This is a genomic window from Paucibacter sp. KCTC 42545 (assembly GCF_001477625.1).
In the GTDB taxonomy this organism is placed as follows: Bacteria; Pseudomonadota; Gammaproteobacteria; order Burkholderiales; family Burkholderiaceae_C; genus Paucibacter_A.
The window spans coordinates 1,439,625-1,464,391 of record NZ_CP013692.1 but is presented as its reverse complement, the minus strand read 5'-3'; the positions used below and the strand labels follow the sequence as shown (position 1 = coordinate 1,464,391).

Genomic DNA, 24,767 nt, shown 5'->3' with positions numbered 1-24,767 from the left:
TCATGCCCATGCTCGAAACCGAAAAAGCCCTGCAGCAATCACGCCAGTTTGGCGTCAAGCCCATTCCCCTGTTGCGGCCGCTGGGCTGGCTGGCGCGGGGCTGGCAAGATCTGCTGCGCTGCCCGGGCGCCTCGCTCCTGCACGGCCTGGCGATGGCCCTGGTGGGCGGTCTGATTCTGTGGCTGGCCCGCGATCGTTTCTGGTTGCTGGCCGGCGCCTTCAGCGGCTTTTTGCTGGTGGCACCCATTCTGGCTACCGGCCTGTATGTGATCAGTCGTGATCTTGAGATGGGCCGCGAGCCCAGCCTGGCCCATGTCATCGAAGCCTGGCGCCCGCGCGATGGCCGCTTGGTTGTCTTCGGCGTGCTGCTGGCGTTTGCCGGCATTGGCTGGGTCACCACTTCGGCCGCCCTGATCACCGGTTTTGCCGAAGCCCCGATCAACACACCCGATCAATTTTTGCGCCATGTGGTGCTGAATGAAGACTCGCATCTGTTTGAGGCCTGGCTGGGCCTGGGTGCCTTGCTCGCCGCGCCCATGTTTGCCTCCACCATGATCGCGGTGCCGCTGATGCTGGACAGCAAGGTCGGTGAAGTCAGCATCCTGGGCGCGGTGTTCACCAGCTGGCGGGTGGTGATGGAATATCCGGCCCCCGTGGCCTTGTGGGCCGCCCTGATCATGCTGCTGACCCTGTTGGGCATGGCTTCGGCCATGCTGGGTTTGATCGTGGTCCTACCCTGGTTGGGCCATGCCAGCTGGCATGCCTACCGCGACCTGGTGAAGAAAGCGCAGTAGTCGCCATGTTTGGATACACCGAGCAACAAATCGCCCAGTTCGGGCTGACCTGGGGCGTCACCGCCTTCATGGTCTATATGATTTTCATCATCCTGCAGCTGGCTCGCGAGTCCAAGGCCGGGCGCTTCGGCACCTTTGTGCTCTTGCTGGCCCTGGGCTTCGGCATGATCGGCTTCATTGCCAAAGGCATCATCAAATGGTGGATGAACGGATGAACAAGGCATGAAGCCCATCGACAAACTGCGCGCGGCCAGCCGCAGTTTCAAGCACAGCAATTTCGAGGACGTGCAGGCCCTGATCACCGGCACCTTGTTCGTCGCCCTGGGCGTAGCCTTGTTCAAGCAAGTCGGCATGTTGACCGGCGGCACGGTGGGCATCGCCTTTCTGATTCACTACGCCTCGGGTCTGCCTTTTGGCGCCCTCTTCTTCACCATCAATCTGCCCTTCTACTGGCTGGCCTATCACCGCATGGGCCCGGCCTTCACCGTCAAAACGGTGCTGGCCGTGGGGCTGATGTCGGTGCTGAGTGAGATCTTGCCGCGCTGGCTGCAGTTCAGCCTCCTCAATCCCATCTTCGCCGCCATCGCCGGGGGCTTGCTGATTGGCGCGGGCATGCTGATTCTGTTTCGCCACCGCGCTTCGCTGGGCGGGCTCAATGTGTTGGTGCTCTATCTGCAAGAGAAAAAGGGCTGGCCAGCCGGCTATGTGCAGGCCGCGCTGGACGGGCTGATCTTGCTCAGTTCACTGGCCTTTGTGTCGCCCAGCCGTGTGGCCCTGTCCTTGCTGGGCATGGCCGCCATCAACGCCGCCTTGGTCGTGAACCACCGGCCGGGCCGCTACACCGCCGTCTGAAGCTAAGGCTGAGACTCTCGCGGCCGCCTGCCGCTCAGAGCAAAGGGCTGTACCAACGCAGATCCAAGAGGCGCCGGGCCAGCAAATGGCTTCGGCCGGCCGGGTCCGCCAAGTCATGCAGGATGTCGAAGTGGTTGCAGCCTGCAATCTCCTCGCACACCGGCACCGCGCGCGCACCCCAGGCCTGGCGGATCAAGCGATTCTGGCGCTTGAATTCAGCACTTTCATCGGCACCCACCACGGCGTAGAACGGCGCCTCGGGCGCCGGGAAATGCACCGGGCTCAAGCGCCGCACGGCCGCGGCGTCGAGGCGCAAATCGGCCTGCAGAAACGGCGTCTTGCGAATCGGCTCAAGATCATGCACGCCCGATACCGACATCGCTCCCTTGATCAAATGCCGCGGCAGATCACAGGCCACCGCCTTCCAGTCGCAACAACTGAGCATGGCCGCCAAATGCCCTCCGGCCGAATGGCCGATCAGCACGATGCGATTGGGGTCGCCGCCATAGTCCGCCGCATGGCGCCAGACCCAGGCCAGGGCCTGAGTCAGCTGCAAGGGGATGCGGTCCATGCTGACCTCAGGGCATAGCGCGTAGTTGGGGATGACCACCATCGCACCTTCCTCGGTGAAGGCGCTGGCCAGAAACGACATATCCGACTTGTCCAAAGCGCGCCACCAGCCGCCATGCAAGATCACCAGCACCGGGGCTTGCGAGACATCGCTCGGAAACACATCCAGGCGCTCGCTGGGCGCCGCCCCGTAGGCTAGATCAAGGCTGCAAGCCATCTGCTCGCGCACAAAGCGCGAAGTGCTAGCCCAGCGCTCCAGCAGCACGGCGCTATCGCTCACGCGTGCCCGGTTGTTGTACTGGGCATCCAACCAGGCGGGCGAGCGGGACGACATGGGCAAAGGCCTTTCTAGCGCATCAAACGACGATGCTTCAGTGTCGCCAATCATGGGCCTTGCGGCCTCAACAAATGCCCTAAGTTTTGCGCAGCCGCTACAAGCGAACTGCATCCCCGAGTGAACGCCAATTGAGCGCCAACCGAGCGCCAAATTGATTTGCAGGGCACAAAGAAAAAACCCCGCCAAGCCATACGACTTGACGGGGTGATTCTGGTGGGCGGTGCAGGGTTCGAACCTGCGACCCCTGCCGTGTGAAGGCAGTGCTCTACCGCTGAGCTAACCGCCCGGTATTTGGGCCTGCGACAAAAACTTTTAGAACAGTGAAGTCGATACGGTTGTCGACCAATCATCAATTCTGGTGGGCGGTGCAGGGTTCGAACCTGCGACCCCTGCCGTGTGAAGGCAGTGCTCTACCACTGAGCTAACCGCCCGGTATTTGCGTCGCTGCAGCAAATTTCTCGTTTGAGTTATTTGCTAACCGGGAAGCCCACGATTATGCCATGCTTTTTTGAGCCTGGCGAGAATTTCATGCAGAAATTACGTCTGCACTCTTCCAGACCCGTTTTCCGCCGCTGGCTTTGTCCAGCTCCAGCAGCACTTTCTCGTGCGCTTGCAACTCCTCATCGCTGGCCGACAACACCGGCAAAGAGAAGCTGCTGAGGTCCACGGCAGCCACACGGTATTCGCCGTCTTCGCCACTGCCCTCGCCCGCATCGTCCATCACCAGCGAGTCTTGCCCGCGGGTCAGGCGGATGTAGACCTCGGCCAGCAATTCCGCGTCCAGCAAAGCGCCGTGCAGCTTGCGGTTGGAGTTGTCCACTTCCAGGCGGCGGCACAGGGCGTCCAGCGAATTGGCCTTGCCGGGGAACATCTCGCGCGCCATCAGCAAGGTGTCGCGCACGCTGCCCACCACATCGGTGATGGGGCCCAGCTTGAGACGCTTCAACTCCGCATTGATAAAGCCAATGTCGAAGGGCGCGTTGTGAATCACCAGTTCCGCGTCGGCCAAGAACGTCAGCAGTTCGGGTGCGATCTGCGCGAACAGTGGCTTGTCGGACAAAAACGCCTCGGTCAGGCCGTGAACACGCAAGGCGTCCTCATGGCTGGCGCGTTGCGGGTTGATGTAGATGTGCAGGTTGTTACCGGTCAGCTGACGGTTGATCATCTCAACGCAGCCGATTTCAATGACGCGGTCACCGCCCTCGGCCAGCAGGCCGGTGGTTTCGGTGTCGAAGAAGATTTGACGCATAGTTTTTGAAAGTAACTGGGCGGAGGGTCAGGTCTTGCTAGCCACCGCTTGCTGCGAATGCGGCTGGCGCTGCTTGCTGGCCCACAGCCAGATCAGCAGGCCCACCACAATCATGGGCAAAGACAGCCATTGACCCTGGCTCAGATTGAGGGCCCGCAGGCCCAGGAAGTCGTCTGGCTGGCGGAAGTATTCGGTGACGAAGCGCTGCACGCCATAGCCCATCAGGAACACGCCGGAGACTTGGCCCGTCAGCCGCGGCTTCTTGGCGTAGAACCACACGAGCAGGAAGAGCAACACGCCTTCGCCAATGAATTGATAAAGCGGCGACGGGTGCAAAGGCAGGGGCGAACCCGATTGCGGATAGACCATGGCCCAAGGCAGGTTCGGGTCGGCCGGCCTGCCCCACAACTCACCGTTGATGAAGTTACCGATGCGTCCCGCTCCCAGCCCGGTAGGCACGCAAGGCGCAATCAGGTCGGTGACCTGGAAGAAGCTGCGGCCGCGCAGCTTGGCAAACAGCGCCATTGCCGCGATCACGCCCAGCAAACCGCCGTGGAAGGCCATACCGCCCTTCCACACCGCGAACACCTCGCCAAGGTTGTGGATGTAGTAGTCAGGCTTGTAGAACAGGACATAACCCAGGCGCCCACCCAGCACCACGCCCAGCACGCCGAAGAAGAGCAAATCGTCCACGTCCTGGCGGGTCCAGCCTTGCGAGGCCCATTCCGGCTGCGACACGCGCTTGCTGGCCAGCCAGATGAACATGCCAAAGGCGGCCAGATACGTCAGCCCATACCAATGAATGGCGAGTGGGCCGAGCTTGAGAGCGATGGGGTCGAATTGGGGGTGAACCCACATGGGAAATCCTTCTGAAATCAGCCGCGCATCATAGTGTGGCGGCTTCTTGGCCCAGCGCTGAGGCGGGAAGCTCAAACATGTTCAGGCCAGTGAAATAGCCTTAGCCCAGGGCGCCCAAACTCTTGCGGGCGTCCTTCAAATGGCCGGGCTCGGCGCGTTTGCTGGCCAGATAGCGGCGGTAAGCCTGCTTGGCCGGCTCAATCTGCCCCACCGCGACCAAGGCGTCGGCCAGACGGTGGTCGATGGGCAAGCCTTCCGCGCCAGCCAAGCCGCTGGCTTGCTCAAAGAGCGGAATGGCCTCGGCGGGCTGCTCCAGCTCCTGGGCCAAGCGGGCCAGATAGTAGTAAGCGGCGGCCTGCTTGGGCTGGTCTTTTTGCAGCTGGCCATACATGCGCTTGACGCGATCAAACTGCTTGTCCTTGATCCAATGCCGACCCAGCTCGCCGTAGGCATTGCGCACATCTTCGGCCAAGGCCGCATCGTTGCCGACGCGCACGGCCATCAACTCGCGTTCCGCCTCGTCCCATTTGTCTTGGCGCGCTTGGATGAGCGAGCGCAACAGCCGCGCCTGCTCCGGCTGTTTGCTGCGGATAGCGGTTTCCAGCTCACGCGCCTTGGCCACGCTGCCCCCCAGAAACTCCGGGATCAGCAAATAGATCTGAGCGAGCTTGCTGCGCGCTTCAAACAGCTCGGGGTCCAGCTCCAAGGCTGTGCTCAGGCTGGCCCGCACCTTGGGCAAGAGGCTCAGGGCCTTGAACTTGCTCTCGATCAGCACCTGCTGCCCCAGCACCCGCGCCAGGGCCAGATGGCAAACCGCCTCGCGCGGCGCGCGCTCCACACATTGCTGAGCGGTCTTGGCGGCGGCGTCCAACTGGCGAGCGTCATAGCCCGCGGTGGCGGCAATGGCCTTGGCGGCCAGGGCCTGGCTGTCATCCGGCGTTTGAGCCAGCCGCTGCTGCGCCGCCTGCTCAAGCGCTTCGAACTTTTCGGCCTCCAGCAGTTGCTGCCACTGCGGCTCTTTGAACACGACAGCATGTGCGAACTGGCTGTTCAGCAACAGGGCAAGACCTGCCCCCAGCATGCGCAGCGACACTTTGGATGAGCGGGGGCTGCGCTGAGACTTATGGGTTGTGTGCAAAGGTTTGATGCCATGCGGCCGCAATGAGAACGGCCTAATTATCGGCGGCCCGCATCAGACGCCGGTCGAGGGCGCAATTTGCCCCGCAATATGCTCGACAAAGCGCTGCACCGTCGGTGCGCAGTCGCGCCGCCAGATCAGGCTGGTCTCACAAGTGGGTGCCAAGGCCTGCACCGCTTTGTAAGCCACCCCGGCGCGGCCAAAAGCCTGCACGCTGGCCGGCACCCAGGCCGCGCCAATGCCGGCCGACACCAGATTGACGATGGTTTGCATCTGGATGGCCTCTTGCACGATGCGCGGCTGCCGCCCTTGGGCTTGATAGAAGCCCAGCACCGCATCAAACAAGGTGGGTGCAATGGCGCGCGGAAAGATCACCAACGGCAAGGCCAGTACCTGCTCGGCCGTCAAGCTGGGTGCCGCGGCCTCGGGCTGAGCGGTGCTGACGGCCAAGACCATGGCTTCGCTGGCGATGCTCAGGCGCTCAAAGCCCGGCGGGCATGCGCCGGGCGCGTGAATGATGAAGCCCGCGTCCAGCTCGCCGTTTGCGAAGTCGGGCAACTGCACATCCAGGGTGGCCTCACGCAGACTCAAGGAAATGTCTGGGTAACGCTCGCGAAAGCCGCGCAGCCAGCGTGGGAAGTCGCCATAACCCACGGTCGACACAAAGCCCAGCTTGAGCTCGCCGCGGCTGCCGCTGGCCGCGGCGCGAACCAAGGGCCCTAAGCCCTCGGCCTGCGCCAGCAAGGCCCGCGCCTGCGGCAGCAAGGCCGCACCGGCCGGCGTCAAGGCCACGGTGCGGCTGGTGCGCGCCAGCAGCGGCACGCCCAGCGACTGCTCTAACTTCTGGATCGCCTGGGTCAGCGGCGGCTGGGTCATGTGCAGGCGCTGGGCGGCTCGGCCGAAGTGCAGGTCTTCGGCCACGGCCACAAATTGACGCAGGCTGCGCAAGTCGGTCATTGATATGAAGGTTAGATTGATTCAGTGCGAATAATATATTTGATAAAGCAATGTCGGCAATTCATACTCGCGCATCGCTTGGCCGATTGACCCATCAAAAAGCCAGCCTACCCCGCTATCGCAGGAGACATCAGCCATGAGCAGCACCCCCGCCAATCGCCGATCCAAGAACATCACCGAGGGCGTTGCCCGCGCCCCGAACCGCTCCATGTACTACGGCATGGGCTATCAGGAAAGTGACTTCGGCAAGCCGATGATCGGCGTGGCCAACGGCCACTCCACCATCACGCCTTGCAACTCCGGTCTGCAAAAGCTGGCCGATGCGGCCGTGATCGGCCTGAAAGAGGCCGGCGCCAACCCGCAGATCTTCGGCACGCCCACCATCAGCGACGGCATGGCCATGGGCACCGAGGGCATGAAGTACAGCCTGGTCTCGCGTGAGGTGATTTCCGATTGCGTGGAGACCTGCGTCGGCGGTCAGTGGATGGACGGCGTCATCGTCATCGGCGGCTGCGACAAAAACATGCCCGGCGGCATGATGGGCATGCTGCGCGCCAATGTGCCCTCGCTGTATGTCTACGGCGGCACCATCCTGCCAGGCAAGCACAAGGGCCAGGATCTGAACATCGTCAGCGTCTTTGAAGCCGTGGGCCAATTCAGCGCCGGCAAGATGAGCGAAGAAGACTTCTGCGCCATCGAGCGCAAGGCCATTCCCGGCAGCGGCTCCTGCGGCGGCATGTACACCGCCAACACCATGAGCTCCTCCTTTGAGGCCCTGGGCATGAGCCTGCCCTACTCCTCGACCATGGCCAATGTCGAAGACGAGGTGGTGCAAAGCGTCAAGAAGGCAGCTGCCGTGCTGGTCGAAGCCGTCAAGGCCGACCTGAAGCCGCGCGACATCGTCACCAAGCAGGCGATCGAGAACGCCGTGGCCGTCATCATGGCCACCGGCGGCTCCACCAATGCGGTGCTGCACTTCCTGGCCATTGCCCATGCGGCCGAGGTGGACTGGACCATCGACGACTTCGAGCGTGTGCGTCGCCGCACGCCGGTGCTGTGCGACCTGAAGCCCAGCGGTCAGTTCCTGGCGATTGATCTGCACCACGCCGGCGGCATCCCCGCAGTGATGAAGGAGTTGCTCAAGCACGGCCTGCTGCATGGCGACGCCATGACCATCACCGGCAAGACCGTGGCAGAGAACCTGGCCGATGTGCCCGAGCTGCGAGCCGATCAAACCGTGATCCGCCCGGTGACGAACCCCATCTACGCCGAAGGCCATCTGGCCATCCTGAAGGGCAATCTTTCCCCCGAGGGCTGTGTGGCCAAGATCACCGGCCTGAAGAACCCGGTGATGAGCGGCCCGGCGCGGGTGTTCGAAGACGAGCAATCGGCCCTGGCCGCCATCATGGCCGGCAAGATCGTCGCCGGTGACGTCATGGTGCTGCGTTACTTGGGCCCCAAGGGCGGCCCAGGCATGCCCGAAATGTTGGCCCCCACCGGCGCCCTGATCGGCCAAGGCCTGGGCGAAAGCGTGGGCCTGATTACCGACGGCCGCTTCTCCGGCGGCACCTGGGGCATGGTGGTCGGTCATGTGGCGCCCGAGGCCTATGAAGGCGGCGTGATCGCGCTGGTGAAGGAAGGCGACCGCATCACCATCGACGCCCATCAGCTGCTGCTGGAGTTGCATGTCGATGCGGCCGAGTTGGCCACCCGCAAGGCCGCCTGGGTCAAGCCCGCGCCGCGCTACACCCGTGGCGTGCTGGCCAAGTTCGCGAAGAACGCCTCCAGCGCCAGTTCAGGCGCGGTGTTGGACAAGTTCGAATAATTGCGCAGCAATTGCCTTGGTCAAGAAGACCAAGGCTGCCACGGCGAAGCGGTGGCAATTCGAACTTGCGCTACAAATTTGAATCGCGCGAAGCGCTAGCTTGGCCTACTCGGCCAGGCCTGACGTAGCGAAGCTGCGTCAGTTCAAATTTGGAGCACAAGTTTGAGTAACGCGAACTGGTCCCAGTTCGCGCTAACTCAAACCCTCTACGGGCACCGCACACTCGGCGCCGGCACCGCCTCAATGCGGACATGGTGCAAGACCAAGTCCAACTCCCCACTCGTGCTCAACGCAAACGGCGATAGCAGCATATCCAGCTTGGCCGTAGCAAAACACGCCATGCTGATCGACAAGGTTTCCCACTGATCCGGCTTGGCATTACGCAAGGCCTGCGTGATGGAACGCTCAGCCAAGCAGTCGGTGCCGCAATTCATGGCCAGCTTCACCTCGGCCGTGGGTGCATGCTTGACCCGAACATCAAACACCAAAGCCTTGGCCGCAAGGGCCGAGTAATCAACACGCTCCTTGGCGAAGAAGCCTGCGCTGGCCGCAGCCTTGCCATTCCATTGCAACTGAATGGCATCCTCCTGCACCAGGCGATCTACCGCACGGTAGCTGATGGCCCCCAGGCTGGCCACATTGGAAGTGACGGTTTTGCTGTGATTCAGATCGTCCGCCAGCATCAATTGCCAAGGCTCCAGCGTGCGGTTCTTGAAGATGGTGGCCGTTTGTGCAGACTGCTTTGCAAGTTGCCAAGCCTCAGACAAATCATCACCCATTGAATTCTTGTCCGCATACGTCAGCCCATAGCCACGCGGGAAAAGCGGCCCACCACCCTCGCCTTCATTCTTTCCATAGGCCAAGCTTGGCGCTTGGTCGGGCCGAGCCGGCCAGGCAAAAGACAGCTTGCCTTTGAAGTCGAAGCGGACAGCGTTCTTTGCATCACGCATGATCACATCGGCCACGCCCGCACCTTCGGTGCCCGGCTGCCAGATCACCGCAAAAGCATCCGATGCATTCAATTCCGGATTCACCCACAGCGGCCGCCCGGTGATGAAGAGCGAGACGACCGGGATGCCCTGCGCCTTGAACTTCTTCAAGAGTTGCAATTCCTTGTCGGAGGCGAAATCCAGCTTGCTGATGTCGCCCTGCATCTCGGCATAGGGGTTCTCGCCAAACACCACCACGGCGACATCTGGGCGGTCTTGATAGTCGCCATTGACGCTCACAGTCACCCGGCTGCCATTCGCTTTGGCCGCGGCGGCCATGCCCTGGTAAATCGAAGTGGCACCGGGGAAGTCGCTATTGACATTGCCCGTGCCCTGCCAGGAGATGCTCCAGCCGCCCGCTTGCTTGCCGATGTCATCCGCCCCATCTCCAGCCAGCAAGATCTTGCTGCCGGCCTTGATGGGTAATAACTGGTGCTTGTTTTTCAGCAAGACCAGCGACTCGCGCACCGCCTGACGCGCAATTTCGCGATGCGCGGCAGCGCCCAAGACCTCATTTTTACCAGCGAGCGCATAGCTCGATGGGGCACCACGATCAAACAGACCGGCACGCATTTTGACGCGCAGGATCCGGCGCACCGCGTCGTCCAGGCGTGCCAGTGGAATTTCGCCGCTTCTGGCCTGAGCCAGGGTGTTTTCATAGAGCAGCTTCCAGTCTTCCGGCACCATGAAAATGTCGATGCCGGCATTGATAGCCTGGGCGCAATTGTTTCGGGTGCAGCCCGGCACAAACTCATGGCCGCTCCAGTCGCCCACCACCAGGCCATCGAAGCCCATATGGTCTTTGAGAATGTCGGTCAGCAGGTATTTGTGGCCGTGCATGCGATCACCACGCCAGCTGCTAAAGGACGCCATCACCGTTTGCACGCCCGACTCAATCGCGCTGACATAGCCTTGGGCGTGCAGCCTGACCAACTCGGCTTCGCTGGCATCGGTTTGGCCACGATCAATACCGCCTTGCGTGCCACCGTCGCCGATGTAGTGCTTGGCGGTGGCAATCACATGCTGATCGGAGAGAAAGCCCTGGGCTCCGGGCTCGCCTTGAAGGCCCTCCACCATTTTTCCGGCATAGGCTTTGACGATCTCCGGGCTTTCGGCGTAGGACTCGTAGGTGCGGCCCCAGCGGGCGTCGCGCGCCACGGCCACCGTCGGTGCGAAGCTCCAGCCAATCCCGGTGACGCCAATTTCGCGAGCCGTGGCTGCACCGATCTGTTTGATCAAGTCTGGGTTGTTCGCCGCACCCAGCGCGATATTGTGGGGATACAAGGTCGCACCGATCACATTGTTATGACCGTGCACCGCGTCCGTGCCCCACATGATGGGAATGGCCACACCGTTCTCGCTCGGCTGCATCGAGGCCTTGTAAAAGCCATCTGCCAAGGCCACCCAATCCTGCGCCTTGGCAAACTTGTCATTGCCGGGGAAGCTACCACCGCCATTCAGCACCGAGCCGATGTGATATTTGCTGACATCGGTCAGGCTGATGTGGCGGATCTCGGGCTGTATGGTTTGCCCGACTTTTTGTTCCAGGCTCATCTTGGCAATGAGCGCGTCAATCCTCTTTTCCATGGCCGGGTCTTTGGCGACGCGGCTGATGGGTTTGGGCCAAAGCGCGGGGTTGCCGCTCATCGTCGTAGCGCTTGTTGCCGCCACCGCTGCCGGCGAACTCACGACCGGTGCGGCACTTTGGCAGGCCGCCAGCATCCAAACACCCGCGGCATAGACCGGCAGATGGGACAAATTGCGTTTCAAGAATTGCGTCATAGGGCTTGCCTTGCCATCAAGGGTTCCAGGGCCGCCATCAGCGGGCGGCAGCGAATGAACAAAAAGAGAAGAAAAGTCAGGGGCAGCGCCGATGGCTACTGAGAGCCAGCCGGACGGCGTGAATGCCTGCCCTCCTCTTGCCGGGACTGCTACTGCATGGCCTTGGCGAACTGAGCCGCATCGCTGCCAACGATCAGATGCAGGGTGTCCGCACTGACCCGCATCACCGCATTGGCCCCCGCCTTACTCGCCGCAGCTTCATCAAACTGAGCAGCGTCGAGCAATTGCACCCGCAGGCGGGTAAAGGCCACGGCCTGCAAGCTGCGTAGATTGGCTTTGCCGCCCAGCGCGGCCAAGAGCGGCCCGGCAGCTTCGGCCACCCAGGGAGAAATGGGCTGCTCAGCGCTGCCGGCATCCACCGCATGACTCGCTGCGCCTGTTGAACCCGCTGCACCCGCTGGTCCAGTCGAAGCTGGGCTGGCTAAGGCCTCGCCGCCATCGGCTTCCGCGCCAGCCACTGCCAGATAGTCCTGCATCTCACCTTTGAGGTTCTCAGCTGCGGGGCCAAAAATGGCCTGAACACCGCTACCCACCACGACCACCCCGGCGGCGCCCAGCGCCTTGAGCCGCGCTTGATCCACTTTGCCGGGCGTCTTCACCGTCACCCGAAGACGTGTGATGCAGGCATCCAGATTGACGATATTGCTACGGCCGCCAAAGGCCAGCACCAGATCCAGTGCACGGCCAAATTGACCGTTACTCGTCACCACTTCCGCAGCGTTGCTCGGCGTGCTGCCATCCGCCTCGACTTCACGGCCCGGTGTTTTGAGGTTGAACTTGACGATCACGAAGCGGAACACGCCGTAATAGATGGCCGCATAAATCGGGCCGAGCACGAACACATACCAAGCGTGTTGGGCCTTATCCCCGATCAGGTTGAACATCAAGAAGTCGATGCCACCTTGCGAGAAAGTGAAGCCCATATGCATGTGCAAGCTATTGGCCAGAAACTGCGCCGAGGCGGCCAAACAAGCGTGCAGGAAATACAGCACCGGGGCGACGAACAAAAATGCAAACTCGATGGGCTCGGTGATGCCGGTCAAAAAGGACGTTAGTGCCGCCGACACCATCATGCCGCCCACGGCCAGCTTCTTCTCAGGCCGGGCGGTGTGCCAGATCGCAATCGCGGCAGCCGGCAGGCCGAACATCTTGAACAAAAACGCGCCGGCCAAGATGCCCGCCGTCGGGTCGCCGGCGAAGAAGCGGTTGATGTCCCCGCTGACCACCTTGCCGGAGGCGTCGGTGAAGGAACCCATCTCAAAGAAGAAAGGTACGTTCCAGATGTGGTGCAAGCCGAAGGGAATCAGCAAGCGCTCAAAGAAGCCGTAGACCGTGGCGGCGGTGGTGGGGTCGCTGACGGCGGCCCAATGCGAGAAGGCCTTGATGGCGCCACCAATCGGCGGCCAGATGAAGGCCAGCACAACGCCCAGCACCAATGCGCCGAGCGCAGTGACGATGGGCACAAAGCGCTTGCCGGCAAAGAAGCCCAGGTAGGCCGGAAGCGAAATTCGGTAGTAGCGGTTGAACATCATGGCGGCCATACCGCCCGCCAGGATGCCGCCAAACACTCCGGTTTGAATCGAGGGCTGGCCCATGATCATGTCGGGCTTGATGCCAAGAATGCCGGCCATCACGCCCAGCGTCACCGTCATCACCAGAAAGCCGATGGTGGCCGCAATCGCGGCCACCCCATCGTTCTGGGTAAAGCCCAGGGCCACACCGATGGCAAAGATCAGCGGCAAATTGCCGAAGATCACATCGCCCGCATTCTTCATCAGCGACAGAATCGCCAGGAACACGGCATTGCTGGTGTGAAAGTCGGTGGCGCCCAGGCCGAGCAGCAAGCCGGCCACCGGCAGCACCGCGACCGGCATCATCAAGGCCTTGCCGATTTTTTGCAGCGCCGAGAAAGCGTTTTGGAACATGACTGTGGTCTCTTGTTTTTAAGTTGTTGTTGTTTCGGCAATGGCTGCGAAGGCTGCTAGGCGGGCACGCACCTCACGGGCGCTACCCAGCAGCAAGACCTCGCGCGCCAGCTGCTGGCACGCGGCCAGGCTCAGGCGTTTGACTTGCGCCTTGATGGCGGGAATGGCGGGCACCGAGACTGACAGCTCTGTCACCCCCAGGCCGATCAGCACCGGCACGGCCAGCGGCTCAGACGCCAGGCCGCCACACACGCCAACCCATTTGCCATGCTGGCTCGCGCCCTCGCAGCTCATGGCGATCATCTTCAGCACGGCCGGGTGCAAGGCATCGGCCTGTTTGGCCAGCTGCGGGTGGCCGCGGTCCATCGCCAGCGTGTACTGGGTCAGGTCATTGCTGCCGATGGAGAAAAAGTCCGCCTCGCGGGCGAATTGCTCGGCCAGCAGCGCAGCCGATGGCACCTCAATCATCAAGCCGACTTTCACATCGCCGACGCCCAACGCCGCTTGCTCTTCGGCCAAGATGCCGCGGGCTTCCCGCCACTCGTCCAAGGTGGCGATCATGGGGAACATGATGTGCAGCTGCGCCAGCGGCGCGGCGCGCAAGATGGCACGCAACTGGGTGCGGAACATAGCTGGCCGCGCCAAGCTCACCCGCACGCCGCGCAGGCCCAGGAAGGGGTTGTCCTCCTTGGGCAGGGGCAGATAGGGCAAGGGTTTGTCACCGCCGACATCGAGCGTGCGAATCACCAGCACCCGCTCAGGCCCGAGGGCTTGGGCCACGGCGCTGTAGGCCTGGGCCTGCTCTTCCTCGCTGGGCGCCGTGTCGCGTTCATCAAAAAGGAATTCTGAACGCAGCAAGCCCACGCCTTCGGCGCCATGCGTTAAGCCCTCAAGCGTGTCGGCCGCATTGCGCACATTGGCCACGACCTCGATGCGCTGCCCATCCAAGGTGGTGGCGGGCAGATGCGCCTGCGCCGCTTCTTCGCTGCGGCGCTGCGCTTGTTGCGCCATGCGCAGCCGGGCCGAATCAAGCGCTGCGGCATCGGGTGCGGTTTGCAGAACGCCGCTGGAGCCGTCAAGTACCACCTGGCTGCCCTCGGCCAGATTCAGCGCTGCGGCATCAATGCCGCAGATGGCCGGAATGCCCAGTGAGCGGGCCAGAATCGCCACATGGCTGGTGGCGCCGCCAGTGGTGGTGCAAAAGCCCAGCACCTTGCTGCGATCCAGGGCGGCGGTGTCGGACGGGCTCAACTCCTCGGCAATCAGAATCGAGTTGTCAGGGACTTGGATGGCCGTCTGCGCCACCCCAGCCAGCAAGGCCAGCACGCGCCGCCCAACGTCGCGGATGTCATGGGCACGCTCGCGCAGCAGCGCATTGTCCAGCGCCTCCAGCTGGGCGGCAGCGCCGGTGTAGGCGCTGCGCCAGGCGTAGCCCGCGCTGTCTCCGGCGCTGATACCGGCAATCGCGGCTTCGAACAAATCGGGGTCGGCGAGCAGCTCTTGGTGAGCGCTGAGGATTTGCGCCTTGCTGGCATCAGACAGTGCAGCCTTGAGGGTCTCCAGCTGGGCATGGGCTTCATGCAAGGCGGCGTCCAGACGGGCCCGTTCATGCTTGGGCGTGCCACCCGTTTTTTTGACATCAATCGCGCCCACGCGGAACTGCACGATCTGGCCCACGGCCAAGCCGGGAGAAGCCGACACGCCCACGAGTTCTCCGGCCGCAGCGGCGACAGTCCGCGCCGCCACCGGGTTAGCGGAAGCTGCAGGTTCGGCGCGAGCTGGCGCAGGCGAAGCCGCCTCAGCAAGGTTCTCGCCACAGCCTTGCGCCAGCAACTCTGCCAGCGCCGAAGTCGCCTCGGCCGCGTCGGGCCCCGAAGCCTGAATCAGCACCTCATCGCCCTGCTTGGTCGACAGCGCCATGACGGCCACCAAAGACTTGGCATTGGCCTCTTTGGCGCCCAGCACCAGCCGCACATCAGACAAATACTTCTTCGCGGCAGCGGCCAGCACCGCAGCGGGCCGGGCGTGCAAGCCTGCCGGGTTGGGCAAGCGCACGGGGGCTGAGCGCTGTGTGCTAGTTGAACTGCTGTCGCTGCCTTGGCGACTGGTGGCCGCTGTCTCGGCCAAATCCAGCACCATCAAAGTGTCTTGGCCGGCCACGACGCGGCCACGCGCCGGCGCAATGCGAGTCACAGACTCCCCATTGGCCACCACGATTTGCGTCAGCAAGCTGCGTGCGCCCAGGGCCACCGCATCGGCATCGAAGCGAATCAGCGCCTGGCCCGCCGCCACGCGCTCCCCTTGCTTGACCAAGGGGCTGAATCCCGCGCCCTTGAGCAAGACGGTATCCACGCCGATGTGCAGCAAGATCTCGGGTCCGGCGTCGCTGGCGATGGTGAGCGCGTGATGGGCGTCGTGCAGCTGAGTGATCCGGCCTGCCACCGGTGCGAGCAATTCATTCGAAGTGGGGTCCAGCGAAATGCCGTCGCCCACCATCTTTTGCGCAAACACGGGGTCGGGCACCTGCTCGAGCGGCAGCAAGAGGCCCGAGAGCGGCGCCAAAAGCGTGAGTTGCCTGAGTTGCGTAGTTTGGTTTTTTTTCGTACTGCTTGCTTGCATGGCTTGAGAAAAAGTTGGGAGGCGCTCTGCCCCTAGAGGCAAGGTTGCTCAGGGCCTGTTGACCGAAACAGGCGAGCTGCTCGGATGCTGACCGCCACGCGCCACGGCCAACATCCCTACTCTGAAGTTGTCATGGCGGCTGAGCACCGGCCCCTCGTTACAAACCAAGATCCAGCGCCCGCGAGGCGCCATCCAGGGCCGGCGAAACCGCCGCATCAATGACAAAGCAAGGAATGGCGGCCAAGTAGTCAGCGAAGCGGCCCTTGCCTTCAAAGCGGGCACGGAAGTTCGACTGGCGTAACTCCTTGAGTAAACGAGGCGCCACGCCGCCGCCGATGTAAACGCCGCCCCGCGCTCCCAGGGTCAGGGCCAAATTGCCGGCCACGCTACCCAGGAAGTTGCAGAAGAGCTCAATCGCTTGCTTGGCCAGGACATCGCCTTGCTCGGCACGCAGCAAGACCTCGGGCGGGGTCAGATCGGCCAAGTCTTGGCCGGCGATTTCAGCGCAGGCCCGGTAGAGATTGACCAAGCCCGGCCCGGAGAGCGCCCGCTCCGCCGACACATGGCCAAAGCGCAAGCGCAGGCGAGCGACCACCGCATCCTCAAAAGCATCTTGGCCCGCCAGCGTGGTGTGCCCGCCCTCCCCCGACAAGGGACACCACGTGCCATTGGGCAGGGCCAGCAGGCCGGCCACACCCAGGCCGGTGCCGGCGCCCAGCACCGCCAGCGGCTCGCCGGCGACCGAGCTGCCGCCGTCCAGGGCATGCAACTGGCTGGAGTCCAGGCTTGGCAGGGCCAGGGCCAAGGCGGTGAAGTCATTCACCACCGACAGGTGCTCCACGCCCAGATCGCGCTTGAGCGCCTGGATCGAGAAGGACCAATTGCCATTGGTCATACGCACCTGATCACCGTCGATTGGATTGGCAATGCCCAGTGCGGCGGCCTGCGGCCGAGCCGGGGCATGCTCCGCCACATAACTTGAAATCGCGTCGGCAATGGTTGGGTAGTCGGCACAACGGTAGTTCACACAGTGGGCCACCGGCACTTCGGGTGCCTCGACCCATGCAAAGCGGGCATTGGTCCCGCCGATATCACCCAACAAGCGGGGGTAGGTTTCGGTCATCACAGCTTCAGTTTGCAAAAAAGAGGAAAGCCATCAAGGCGGAGAAAACTCCGCCTTGCGCGTCGTTCAGGCCGCGGCACGGTAAGGCGCACACAAGCGCTCCACATAGGCGGCATGGGGCGGCAAGGTGGCCAGGCGCTGCGAGACCTGGCGGCGGATGTGCTCCAGGAACTGCTGCAACTCCGCGTCGCCCATCAAGTCAGCCACCGGATGGTGATGGCGCGGGCTGATGCCCTGCCCCAGCATCACCTGGATCCAGGAGTTTTCGGCGAACAACTCGTCCAGCGGACGGAACACCCGCGCCGTTTCGGTGAACAACTCGATCCGGTGGCGCAGTGTCTCGGGCACGGCCATCGTGCGCACATGGCGCCACAAATCAGAGTCGTCCCGCTCGGTCACGTGATAGTGCAGGATGATGAAGTCGCGGATGTGCTCAAGGTCATCCTGCGTCTGGCGGTTGAACTCGACCCGGTCCACCTCACGCACACCACCGGCAGGGAACAAGCGCATCAAGCGGATCGCCGCGCGCTGGATCAGGTGGATGCTGGTGGACTCCAGCGGTTCGATGAAACCGCTGGACAGGCCCACCGCGATGCAATTGCGATTCCACACCTCGCGGCGCTGGCCCGGTATGAAGCGCAGCAGGCGCGGCTTCATCAAAAGCTCGCCTTCAACATGGCGGGTCAAGACCTCAGGCGCGTCAGCATCGGACAGCTCGCGGCTGCTGTAGACCAGGCCATTGCCCACCCGGTGCTGCAGCGGAATGCGCCATTGCCAGCCAAACGGGTGCGCGATAGAGCGGGTGTAAGGCGGGGCCTCGCGCACCGAAGCGGTCTGCACCGCTACGGCACGGTCGCAGGGCAGCCAGTGGGTCCAATCCTCATACGGCACACCCAGGGTCTCGCCCAGCAAGAGCGCACGAAAGCCGGTGCAGTCGATGAACAAGTCGCCTGCCACCAGGGCGCCATCGCCCAGGCGCAGCGCGCTCAAGTCGCCGTCGGGCGTGACGCGCAGCACCTCGGTGATCTTGCCCTCGATGCGCTGCACCCCATGCGCCTCGGCAATGCCGCGCAGGTAACGCGCATAACGCGTGGCATCGAGGTGGTAGGCGTAGTTCATGCCGTTTTGCGGCAGATGGGCAAAGCGGTTCTCTTCGGCGGCGCGCAACTCCAGGCAATAGTCGCCGTAGCGCTGTGCCAAGCCGCGCTGCCGGCCTTTCAGCCAGAAGTGCTGGAAGCCAGCACTCCAATGATCTTGGCCGGTCAAGCCGAAGGAGTGGATGTAGTCCTCGCCGGGCGCCTTCCAGCCTTCGAACTTGATGCCCAGCTTGAAGGTGGCCTGGGTGGCGGCCATGAATTCAGCCTCTTTGATGCCCAGCAGTTCGTGGAACATATGCAAGGCGGGAATGGTGGCCTCGCCGACGCCGACGGTGCCAATCTCATCGGACTCCACCAGGCGGATCTCGAGCTGCTTGCCCATCAGCTTGCCCATCAGGGCAGCCACCATCCAGCCGGCGGTGCCGCCACCGGCGATGACGACGCGGCGCACCGCTGACGCGCTGCTGCGGGCACTCTCGGTCGGAAAAGCTTGAACGTTCATTTGCAGCCTTATCGATTGAGTTTTTTCATCAGCCATGCACGCATGCGGCGCATGGCGGTTTCGTCAAAGGGCGCGAGCAGGCCGCGCGCTTGGGCAGGGATATGCGCGGCGGTGCTGGCATCGGCCTTAAACACATAGTGATCAAAGAGCGCGCGCCAAGCCTGCCGCTCGGCCGGCGGTAAATCACGCAGTGTGGCCAAGGCCAACCACAGCGCCGTGTTGGGCGAATCTGCCCACGCGGGGCTGCGACGCCACCAATAATTGACCAGGGCATTGAGCCCATCCAAACCCTCGACCTGATGCCACCACAGGCTGGGTATGTAGATCGCATCGCCGGGCGCCAACTCCGCCACCTGGGCCCGCGCCAGGGCTTGGGCAAAACGTGGGAAGCGCTGCAAATCAGGCTTGGATGCATCGGCCAGGCTGATGGGCTGACCGGCCGGCGTCAGGTCCAGCGGACCCACGTACAAATCGCCCACCGCGTCGGGCGGGAACAAGGTGAAACGCCGCCGACCGGCCACACAGCAGGCGATGTTAGAGGGCCAGTCCTGATGCGCCGGCACCGTGATCTGGTTGCCCATCCACAAGCTCACCAAGGCCTCTTCTGGCGAGTCCAGCTGCAGCGCGTGGCTAGAGCGAAAACCAGGCAGGCAGGTGTCCACCGTGGTCGAGCCCATGTACAGATAGGGCGAAGGGCTTTGCTCGCGGCAGGCCAGCAACTGGTCCAGCAACTGATCAAAGCGCAGGAACTCGCGGCTGAAATTGAAGCCGCTGAAATCTTCGTTATAGGCAATGCGCCCCTGGGTCGACGGCGCCATGCGGAACACGCCAACGGTGGCATCGCGCCAGTACGACTTCAGGCAAGCGGCTGCCGCTACCGAAGCATCTCCGCCCGCCTGCTCGCAGGCTTGCACCAGAGGCCAATGCGAGACCAAGCCGCGCAGCACACAGGGCTCGTCCATGGCGAGCAGCTGCGGCGGCACCTGGTCGGCTTGATCGACCTTGAATTCCCTGAGGGCTTGCATGAGTGCAATCTCAAGCCAGAGCCAGCCGCTGTTCGCGCTCAAGCAAGGCTGGAATCCTTGCCAACGAGGCAACAGCCATGGCAATGGCAAACCAGTGCCCCGCCTCGTGCAGCGCAGCCACCGCCGTGCCCGGCAAGGCCGCGAGGCGCTCTTCGTCGATGACGTAATAGCCGGCCACACGGCGCACCGAGCCGTCAGCTTGCTCGATGTCCAAGCTCATGGGCTCCAGCAGTTGGTACTGCAAGAGTGCATCAATGAAGTCGGGCAAGGTCTGCATGCCTTCGTGCAAGGCCTGCAGCACCGAGACCCGGCGCTCCAACAGCGGCGACTGCCCGCCATTGGCTAGAAAAAGTGGCGCGCCTTCGCTCAAGCTCAGGCGCGGGCTGTCCAAATCAATATGGACGACCCAGCCCTCGCCATCACGACCCACCAGCAAGGGCTGGCGCTCCAGGGCCCAAGGTAAATGGCCGGCCTCCCAGCCGCGCGGCCCCAAAAAGCTGCTGCGCGATTCCAGCAAACCGAGCAAGGCCACCGGCTGAAAGCGGCTGGCGTCGCCGCTTTGCTGGAACACGATAGGGAAATGCGCCTGCATCTGCTTGAACTCTGCGGGCACCGTGGGCACGGCACTCACAGCATCACCCCAAGCGGCATCCAGCCGGGTCTGCAGGCGCAGATCCCGGTGGGTCACGTTATCAAGCAGAGCAGCACGCATCGGGTCGTCTCGTCGGTCAGAAGGTGTAGCGCGCGTTCAAGCTGTAGCGACGGCCCGTTTGGGTCGAGTACAGCGTCTCTTCCTTGGCGCGACCGTGGACGCGCTGGAGACCGTCGTTCAGATTGAGCGCCTCGAAGTTCAAACTCAGGTTCTTGTTGAACTTATAACCCAGGCTGAGGTCCCACTGACCGTAGGCGTCGGTGTAAGCCGGGCCTGCGGAGCCGAACACATCCGCCGTGGTGCTGCTCAGGAACTCATCGCGCCAGTTGTAAGCGGCGCGAACGCTGAAGTTGGCATTCTCAAAGAAGCCCACCAAGTTGGCCGAGTTGCCCAGACCTAAGAGCGCGTTCTGCTCGGTCAGATTGCTGTTGTCGTACTTCAGGCCCGACTTCACCAAGGTGTAGTTGGCGGCCACACCAAAGCCGCTGCTGCCGAAGGCGTGCTGGACATTGAACTCCACGCCCTTGATGTGATCACTGCGCTGATTGCTGGGCGCACTGATGGTGAACACGGCTTCCGGATCACCCGCTTGACCCGCAATGGTGCCAACGGGATTGCCGGTGCCATCGAAGCCGGTGCGCACCACACCACGCGTGCCGTTATAGGTGTTCAAGATGTAGTTGCGAATGCAAACCGCATCCTTGGTCGCGCAGTTCTTCGCCACCGCTTCGGTGTAGAGCGGGCCGTTGATCGGCGTAGTCAAACCAGCCGGCTTGGACTGCAGCGAGCTTGAACCAATGAAATTGCTGATGTTCTTTTTGAACAGACCCAGCGACGCATAGCTGGCCTTGGCGTAGTAGAACTCGGCCGAGAGGTCAAAGTTCTTCGACAGCAGCGGCTTCAAGGCCGGATTGCCTTGGCTGCCCGAGCCGCCATTGACACGGAAGTCCGACAAGGTCACGCCACCCTGAATCGCCCCCCAACCCGGGCGGCCAATGGTCTCGCCATAGCTGGCCCGCAGCTTGAGCTTGTCGCTCAGCTCTGCCTCGTAGTCGATGCTGGGCAGGTAGTAGTTATAGCTGCCTGAGAGCGAGGTGAAGTCTGATTTGCCCTTGACCAGCGCAAACTCATTCGCGCTCACCCAGTTGATGCCCGTGACGATGGGCACCAAGGCCTGTGAATCCACCGTGGTGCGCTCATAGCGCACACCCATGGCCACATTCATCGGCACGCCCCACTCCCAGTCCTTGTAATACTGGACGAAGGCGTTAGTGGATTTCTCTTGCGTGCGGCGGTCGTCGGTGAAGTCCGACGAGGGTACAAACCACTTGTCGCTCTTGTCGGCCTTGATCGCTGCCGCGCGCACCGCCTCAAAGTCCCACAAATAGAAGTTATTGAACAAGCCGGCGCCGTTGGCGGCACCAAAGGAATGGGCAAAGTAGTCCTGCAGCTTGGCCGGCTTCCACAGCCCGTCGTCATAGTCGGAGGGCTTGTTGTGGCCACCCCAATCGTCTTGCTGCACATTGGCGTAAGCCGTGCGGTTCTTCACCTTGGTGAGGCCCACGCCGAAGTCCAGACCCGAACTCTCAGACAAGACGTACTTGCCCTTGAGCTGCGCCTGGTCGATCTCGTTGCGCATATAGCTGTTGCGGAAAGACGAGCCGGTCACCTGCATCAGGCTGGGCGCGGTCGCTGGATCACCGTGCAGGCCAATGCTCAGGATCGGGAACTTCTGCGAGAAGTCGGCCGTGGCAAAAGCCCGGTTCTGCATCGACACGCCCAGGGTCGAGTTGCTACCGTAAGGGCTATCCGCGGCCGATGTGGCGGTGGAGTGATGGACGTCAAGGTCAAAGGACAGGGTGTTCGAGGCCTTCCAAGCCACGTTCAAGCCCGTCGATTGGTTGGTGTTCTTGGTGCCGTAGATGCTGCCGGCCATGGCCACGTCGGCGGGGCCTGTGACCGGATAGGTCTCGGTGTAATTCGTCGGCGTGGCGATCGGGCCATTGGTCCAGCTGGAGGACGATGGGCCGAAATTGAACCAGGCCGACAACTCGGCGCGCTTGGAGTGGATCTTGTTTTCCGAGTAGGTGTGATCCAGGGTGGCCGTCAGATCCTTAATGGGGCGGAACTGCAAGACCAGCTGACCATTGGTGCGGGTGCGCTCAAAAGCGTTCAAGCTGTAACGCAGCTCTTGTGGCACCACATACAGATCGGTGGGCTTGGGGCGATTGGTGATCTTGTCTGCACCCGCCTGGCCCGGCAGCGGGATGGTGCCCCAGTTCTGCTCATCGCCCTTGAAGGTGCGCCAGCCGGCATCCACCGCCGCCTGGTTGTAGCCGCCATTACGCTTTTGGTAGCTGCCCACCAAGGCGATACCAAAGGTGCCGTCGGCAAACACATTGCTGTAGATGCCCGAGACTTCGGGCGTGATCTGCGTGCCCTTCATCGAGTCAGGCAAACGCTTGTTCGATTCATCGCTAACCAACTTGGCGCCAATGCTGGCGACCAGTTTGGGGTTGTCCAGCGGACGCGCGGTCTTGATATTGATGGTGGCGCCAATGCCGCCGGTCGGTGCATCGGCTCGGCTGGTCTTGTAGACCTCCAGGGCAGCAATGCCTTCGGAGGCCAGATTGGCGAAGTCAAAAGAGCGAGAGTTCGAAGCAAAGGTAGCGCCCAGGCTGGAGGCCGGCATCTGGCGGCCGTTGAGCAGCACGAGATTGAAGTCGGGGCCCACGCCACGCACCGTCACCTTGGAGCCTTCGCCATTGCTGCGGTCAATGGACACGCCGGCAATGCGCTGCATGGACTCGGCCAAGTTGGCGTCGGGGAACTTGCCGATTTCCTCGGCCACGATACCGTCCACCACCCCGCGCGCATTGCGTTTCAAGCTGAGCGAGGTCTCCAAGCTTTGCCGAATGCCGGTCACAACAACCGTATCGAGTTGCTGCGCGTCTGGCGATTTGGGCGCAGACGCAGCTGCGGAAGGGGGTACCGGCGCCGCATTTGTGCTCTGCTGAGCCTGTGCGTTCATGCCGGCCACCAAAAGGCCGGCCGCACTGGCCAATAGGGACAGACGGCAGACGGGTCGAGTGTGTCTCATGGGCTTGTCTCCGATATGTTTTTGAACTCTTATGACATGAACAACGCTGAAAGCGCTTTCATTGACCGAAAGAATCCCCTATTTGCAAGCGCTTTCAAATTGGGGCGCACCCTAGGTTGGCGGGTTTGAGCAACGCAAAAGCCGCGTCACCCAGCCCTTTCCCCCTACTTTGAATTAGCGCGCAAGCCGGCGGGCGGACTCGCGCATCACCAACTCCGGCGCCGCCAGATTGACCGCCGGCATTGCGCCCTGCAGCAAGGCCAACATGGCTGCCGCGGCCTGGGTGCCCGTCTCGTAAACCGACTGCCGCACCGTGGTCAAAGGCGGCATGGTGTAGCGCGACATGGTCAGGTCATCAAAGCCCACCACCGACACATCATCCGGCACCCGCAAATTGCGGCGCGACAAGCCCAACATCGCGCCATAAGCCATCTGGTCGTTGGAGCTGAAGATGGCGCTGAAACCCACCTCCCGCTCCAGCAAGCGGCTCACCGCCAACATGCCACCCGCCTCGGTGTAATCGCTTTGCACGATCAGCCGGGGGTCCACCGGAATGCCGGCCGCAGCCAGCGCATCCAGATAGCCGCTTTGCCGTTCAATCGCGTCTTCATGGATCAAATCGCCCTGCAGCAGGGCAATCCGACGATGGCCCAGATCAATCAGATGCTCAGTCGCTAACTTCGCACCCGCTCGGTTATCAAAACTGAAACTGAACAAGCCGCTGGGGCTGGGCTGCCGCCCCCACCACCGATGGCAGATTGGCCAACAACGCCTTCAACTCCTGATTGCTGAGCCGCCCCGCCAGCACAATCACCCCGTCGACCCGGCGCGAGAGCAGCGACTCAATCGCCTTACGCTCATCCACCTCGTTCCAATTGCCGCTAACAAAAAGCGGCACATAGCCGGCAGCCTCCAGCGCCACTTCGATGCCGCTGAGCGCCTCGCCGTAAAAGGGGCTGGCAATGCGTTGGGTGACCACGCCCACGCTCATGGTTCGGCCGCCCGCCAAGCCGCGCGCCACCGGGTTGGGCCGGAAACCCAGTTCACGGATGGCTTCATCCACCGCCGCTTTCTTCGCTTCGCTGACGATGGCCGTGCCATTCAGAATGCGTGAGACCGTACTGGGCGACACGCCCGCTCGCAAGGCCACCTGCTCCAAGGTGACGACACCCTCCGTGCGGTTTGAAGGCGCTTTCTTGACGGGCGATTTGCTGGGCACAGAGCCTCCTTGAGTCGATGGTTACTCAGTGTAAGACGAGCGATGCCTCTCAGTTCGCCCCGAGCACCCGCACGGTGCTAGGGTTTACGCTGCT

The 24,767-nt window shown here is 62.5% G+C and carries 19 protein-coding genes and 2 tRNA genes; 4 read left to right on the top strand and 17 right to left on the bottom strand.

Features of this window, described 5'->3' with window-relative positions; translation table 11 throughout:
- Positions 1–2 precede the first annotated feature (2 nt).
- From AT984_RS06495 to AT984_RS06485, 3 genes are read left to right on the top strand one after another with little or no spacing between them, the layout of a single operon-like run.
- Positions 3–794 carry a DUF2189 domain-containing protein gene (locus AT984_RS06495; RefSeq protein ID WP_231741555.1) on the top strand — a complete coding sequence of 264 codons (792 nt, stop codon included), beginning with the start codon at positions 3–5 and terminating at the stop codon, positions 792–794.
- A gap of 5 nt (positions 795–799) precedes the next feature.
- On the top strand, positions 800–1,009 hold the full coding sequence (locus tag AT984_RS06490; protein WP_058719396.1) for a DUF2788 domain-containing protein: 210 nt from the start codon (positions 800–802) through the stop codon (positions 1,007–1,009).
- A gap of 7 nt (positions 1,010–1,016) precedes the next feature.
- Positions 1,017–1,646, top strand: a complete 630-nt coding sequence (locus tag AT984_RS06485; protein ID WP_058719395.1) for a YitT family protein — start codon at positions 1,017–1,019, stop codon at positions 1,644–1,646.
- Positions 1,647–1,680: 34 nt separating this feature from the next.
- On the opposite strand, the gene AT984_RS06480 is transcribed toward AT984_RS06485, so the two are convergent.
- The 7 genes from AT984_RS06480 to AT984_RS06450 form a co-directional block, all read right to left on the bottom strand.
- Complete coding sequence (locus AT984_RS06480) at positions 1,681–2,550, bottom strand: alpha/beta hydrolase (RefSeq protein ID WP_058719394.1); 870 nt, start codon at positions 2,548–2,550, stop codon at positions 1,681–1,683.
- Between the two features lie 214 nt (positions 2,551–2,764).
- Positions 2,765–2,839 (bottom strand) — tRNA-Val (locus tag AT984_RS06475).
- A gap of 70 nt (positions 2,840–2,909) precedes the next feature.
- Positions 2,910–2,984, bottom strand: a tRNA-Val gene (locus AT984_RS06470).
- A 95-nt stretch (positions 2,985–3,079) separates the two neighbouring features.
- Positions 3,080–3,802, bottom strand: a complete 723-nt coding sequence (gene dnaQ, locus AT984_RS06465; RefSeq protein WP_058719393.1) for a DNA polymerase III subunit epsilon — start codon at positions 3,800–3,802, stop codon at positions 3,080–3,082.
- 27 nt (positions 3,803–3,829) lie between these two features.
- Positions 3,830–4,660, bottom strand: coding sequence for a prolipoprotein diacylglyceryl transferase (lgt, locus tag AT984_RS06460; RefSeq protein ID WP_058722131.1), 831 nt, complete (start codon positions 4,658–4,660; stop codon positions 3,830–3,832).
- A gap of 100 nt (positions 4,661–4,760) precedes the next feature.
- Complete coding sequence (locus tag AT984_RS06455; protein ID WP_197418263.1) at positions 4,761–5,753, bottom strand: tetratricopeptide repeat protein; 993 nt, start codon at positions 5,751–5,753, stop codon at positions 4,761–4,763.
- A 99-nt stretch (positions 5,754–5,852) separates the two neighbouring features.
- Positions 5,853–6,755 carry a LysR family transcriptional regulator gene (locus tag AT984_RS06450; protein WP_058719391.1) on the bottom strand — a complete coding sequence of 301 codons (903 nt, stop codon included), beginning with the start codon at positions 6,753–6,755 and terminating at the stop codon, positions 5,853–5,855.
- Positions 6,756–6,891: 136 nt separating this feature from the next.
- Here AT984_RS06450 and ilvD point away from each other — a divergent pair, with 136 nt between their 5' ends.
- Positions 6,892–8,580, top strand: a complete 1,689-nt coding sequence (ilvD, locus tag AT984_RS06445) for a dihydroxy-acid dehydratase (RefSeq protein WP_058719390.1) — start codon at positions 6,892–6,894, stop codon at positions 8,578–8,580.
- A 206-nt stretch (positions 8,581–8,786) separates the two neighbouring features.
- Here the strand turns inward: ilvD and AT984_RS06440 are convergent, their stop codons facing one another.
- The 10 genes from AT984_RS06440 to AT984_RS23750 all read right to left on the bottom strand — a co-directional run bounded on the left by AT984_RS06440 (position 8,787) and on the right by AT984_RS23750 (position 24,673).
- Positions 8,787–11,351, bottom strand: coding sequence for a glycoside hydrolase family 3 protein (locus AT984_RS06440; protein WP_058719389.1), 2,565 nt, complete (start codon positions 11,349–11,351; stop codon positions 8,787–8,789).
- Between the two features lie 149 nt (positions 11,352–11,500).
- Positions 11,501–13,336, bottom strand: coding sequence for a PTS glucose transporter subunit IIBC (gene ptsG / locus AT984_RS06435; RefSeq protein ID WP_058719388.1), 1,836 nt, complete (start codon positions 13,334–13,336; stop codon positions 11,501–11,503).
- 18 nt (positions 13,337–13,354) lie between these two features.
- Positions 13,355–15,955 carry a phosphoenolpyruvate--protein phosphotransferase gene (gene ptsP, locus AT984_RS06430; RefSeq protein WP_058719387.1) on the bottom strand — a complete coding sequence of 867 codons (2,601 nt, stop codon included), beginning with the start codon at positions 15,953–15,955 and terminating at the stop codon, positions 13,355–13,357.
- A 157-nt stretch (positions 15,956–16,112) separates the two neighbouring features.
- The gene (gene glk, locus AT984_RS06425; RefSeq protein WP_058719386.1) at positions 16,113–17,078 is read right to left on the bottom strand and encodes a glucokinase; all 966 of its coding nucleotides are present in this window, start codon (positions 17,076–17,078) and stop codon (positions 16,113–16,115) included.
- 66 nt (positions 17,079–17,144) lie between these two features.
- On the bottom strand, positions 17,145–18,677 hold the full coding sequence (locus AT984_RS06420; protein WP_058719385.1) for a tryptophan halogenase family protein: 1,533 nt from the start codon (positions 18,675–18,677) through the stop codon (positions 17,145–17,147).
- 8 nt (positions 18,678–18,685) lie between these two features.
- Positions 18,686–19,702 carry a cupin-like domain-containing protein gene (locus AT984_RS06415; RefSeq protein WP_058722130.1) on the bottom strand — a complete coding sequence of 339 codons (1,017 nt, stop codon included), beginning with the start codon at positions 19,700–19,702 and terminating at the stop codon, positions 18,686–18,688.
- A 10-nt stretch (positions 19,703–19,712) separates the two neighbouring features.
- Positions 19,713–20,414: a SapC family protein gene (locus AT984_RS06410; protein ID WP_058719384.1), complete on the bottom strand. Its 702-nt coding sequence runs from the start codon at positions 20,412–20,414 to the stop codon at positions 19,713–19,715.
- 16 nt (positions 20,415–20,430) lie between these two features.
- On the bottom strand, positions 20,431–23,454 hold the full coding sequence (locus tag AT984_RS06405) for a TonB-dependent receptor (protein WP_058719383.1): 3,024 nt from the start codon (positions 23,452–23,454) through the stop codon (positions 20,431–20,433).
- 174 nt (positions 23,455–23,628) lie between these two features.
- A complete protein-coding gene (locus tag AT984_RS23755) occupies positions 23,629–24,171 on the bottom strand; it encodes a substrate-binding domain-containing protein (protein WP_197418262.1) in 543 nt (180 codons plus the stop codon).
- The gene (locus tag AT984_RS23750) at positions 24,152–24,673 is read right to left on the bottom strand and encodes a LacI family DNA-binding transcriptional regulator (protein WP_197418261.1); all 522 of its coding nucleotides are present in this window, start codon (positions 24,671–24,673) and stop codon (positions 24,152–24,154) included. Before AT984_RS23750 ends, AT984_RS23755 begins: the two co-directional genes overlap by 20 nt.
- Between the last annotated feature and the right edge of the window lie 94 nt (positions 24,674–24,767).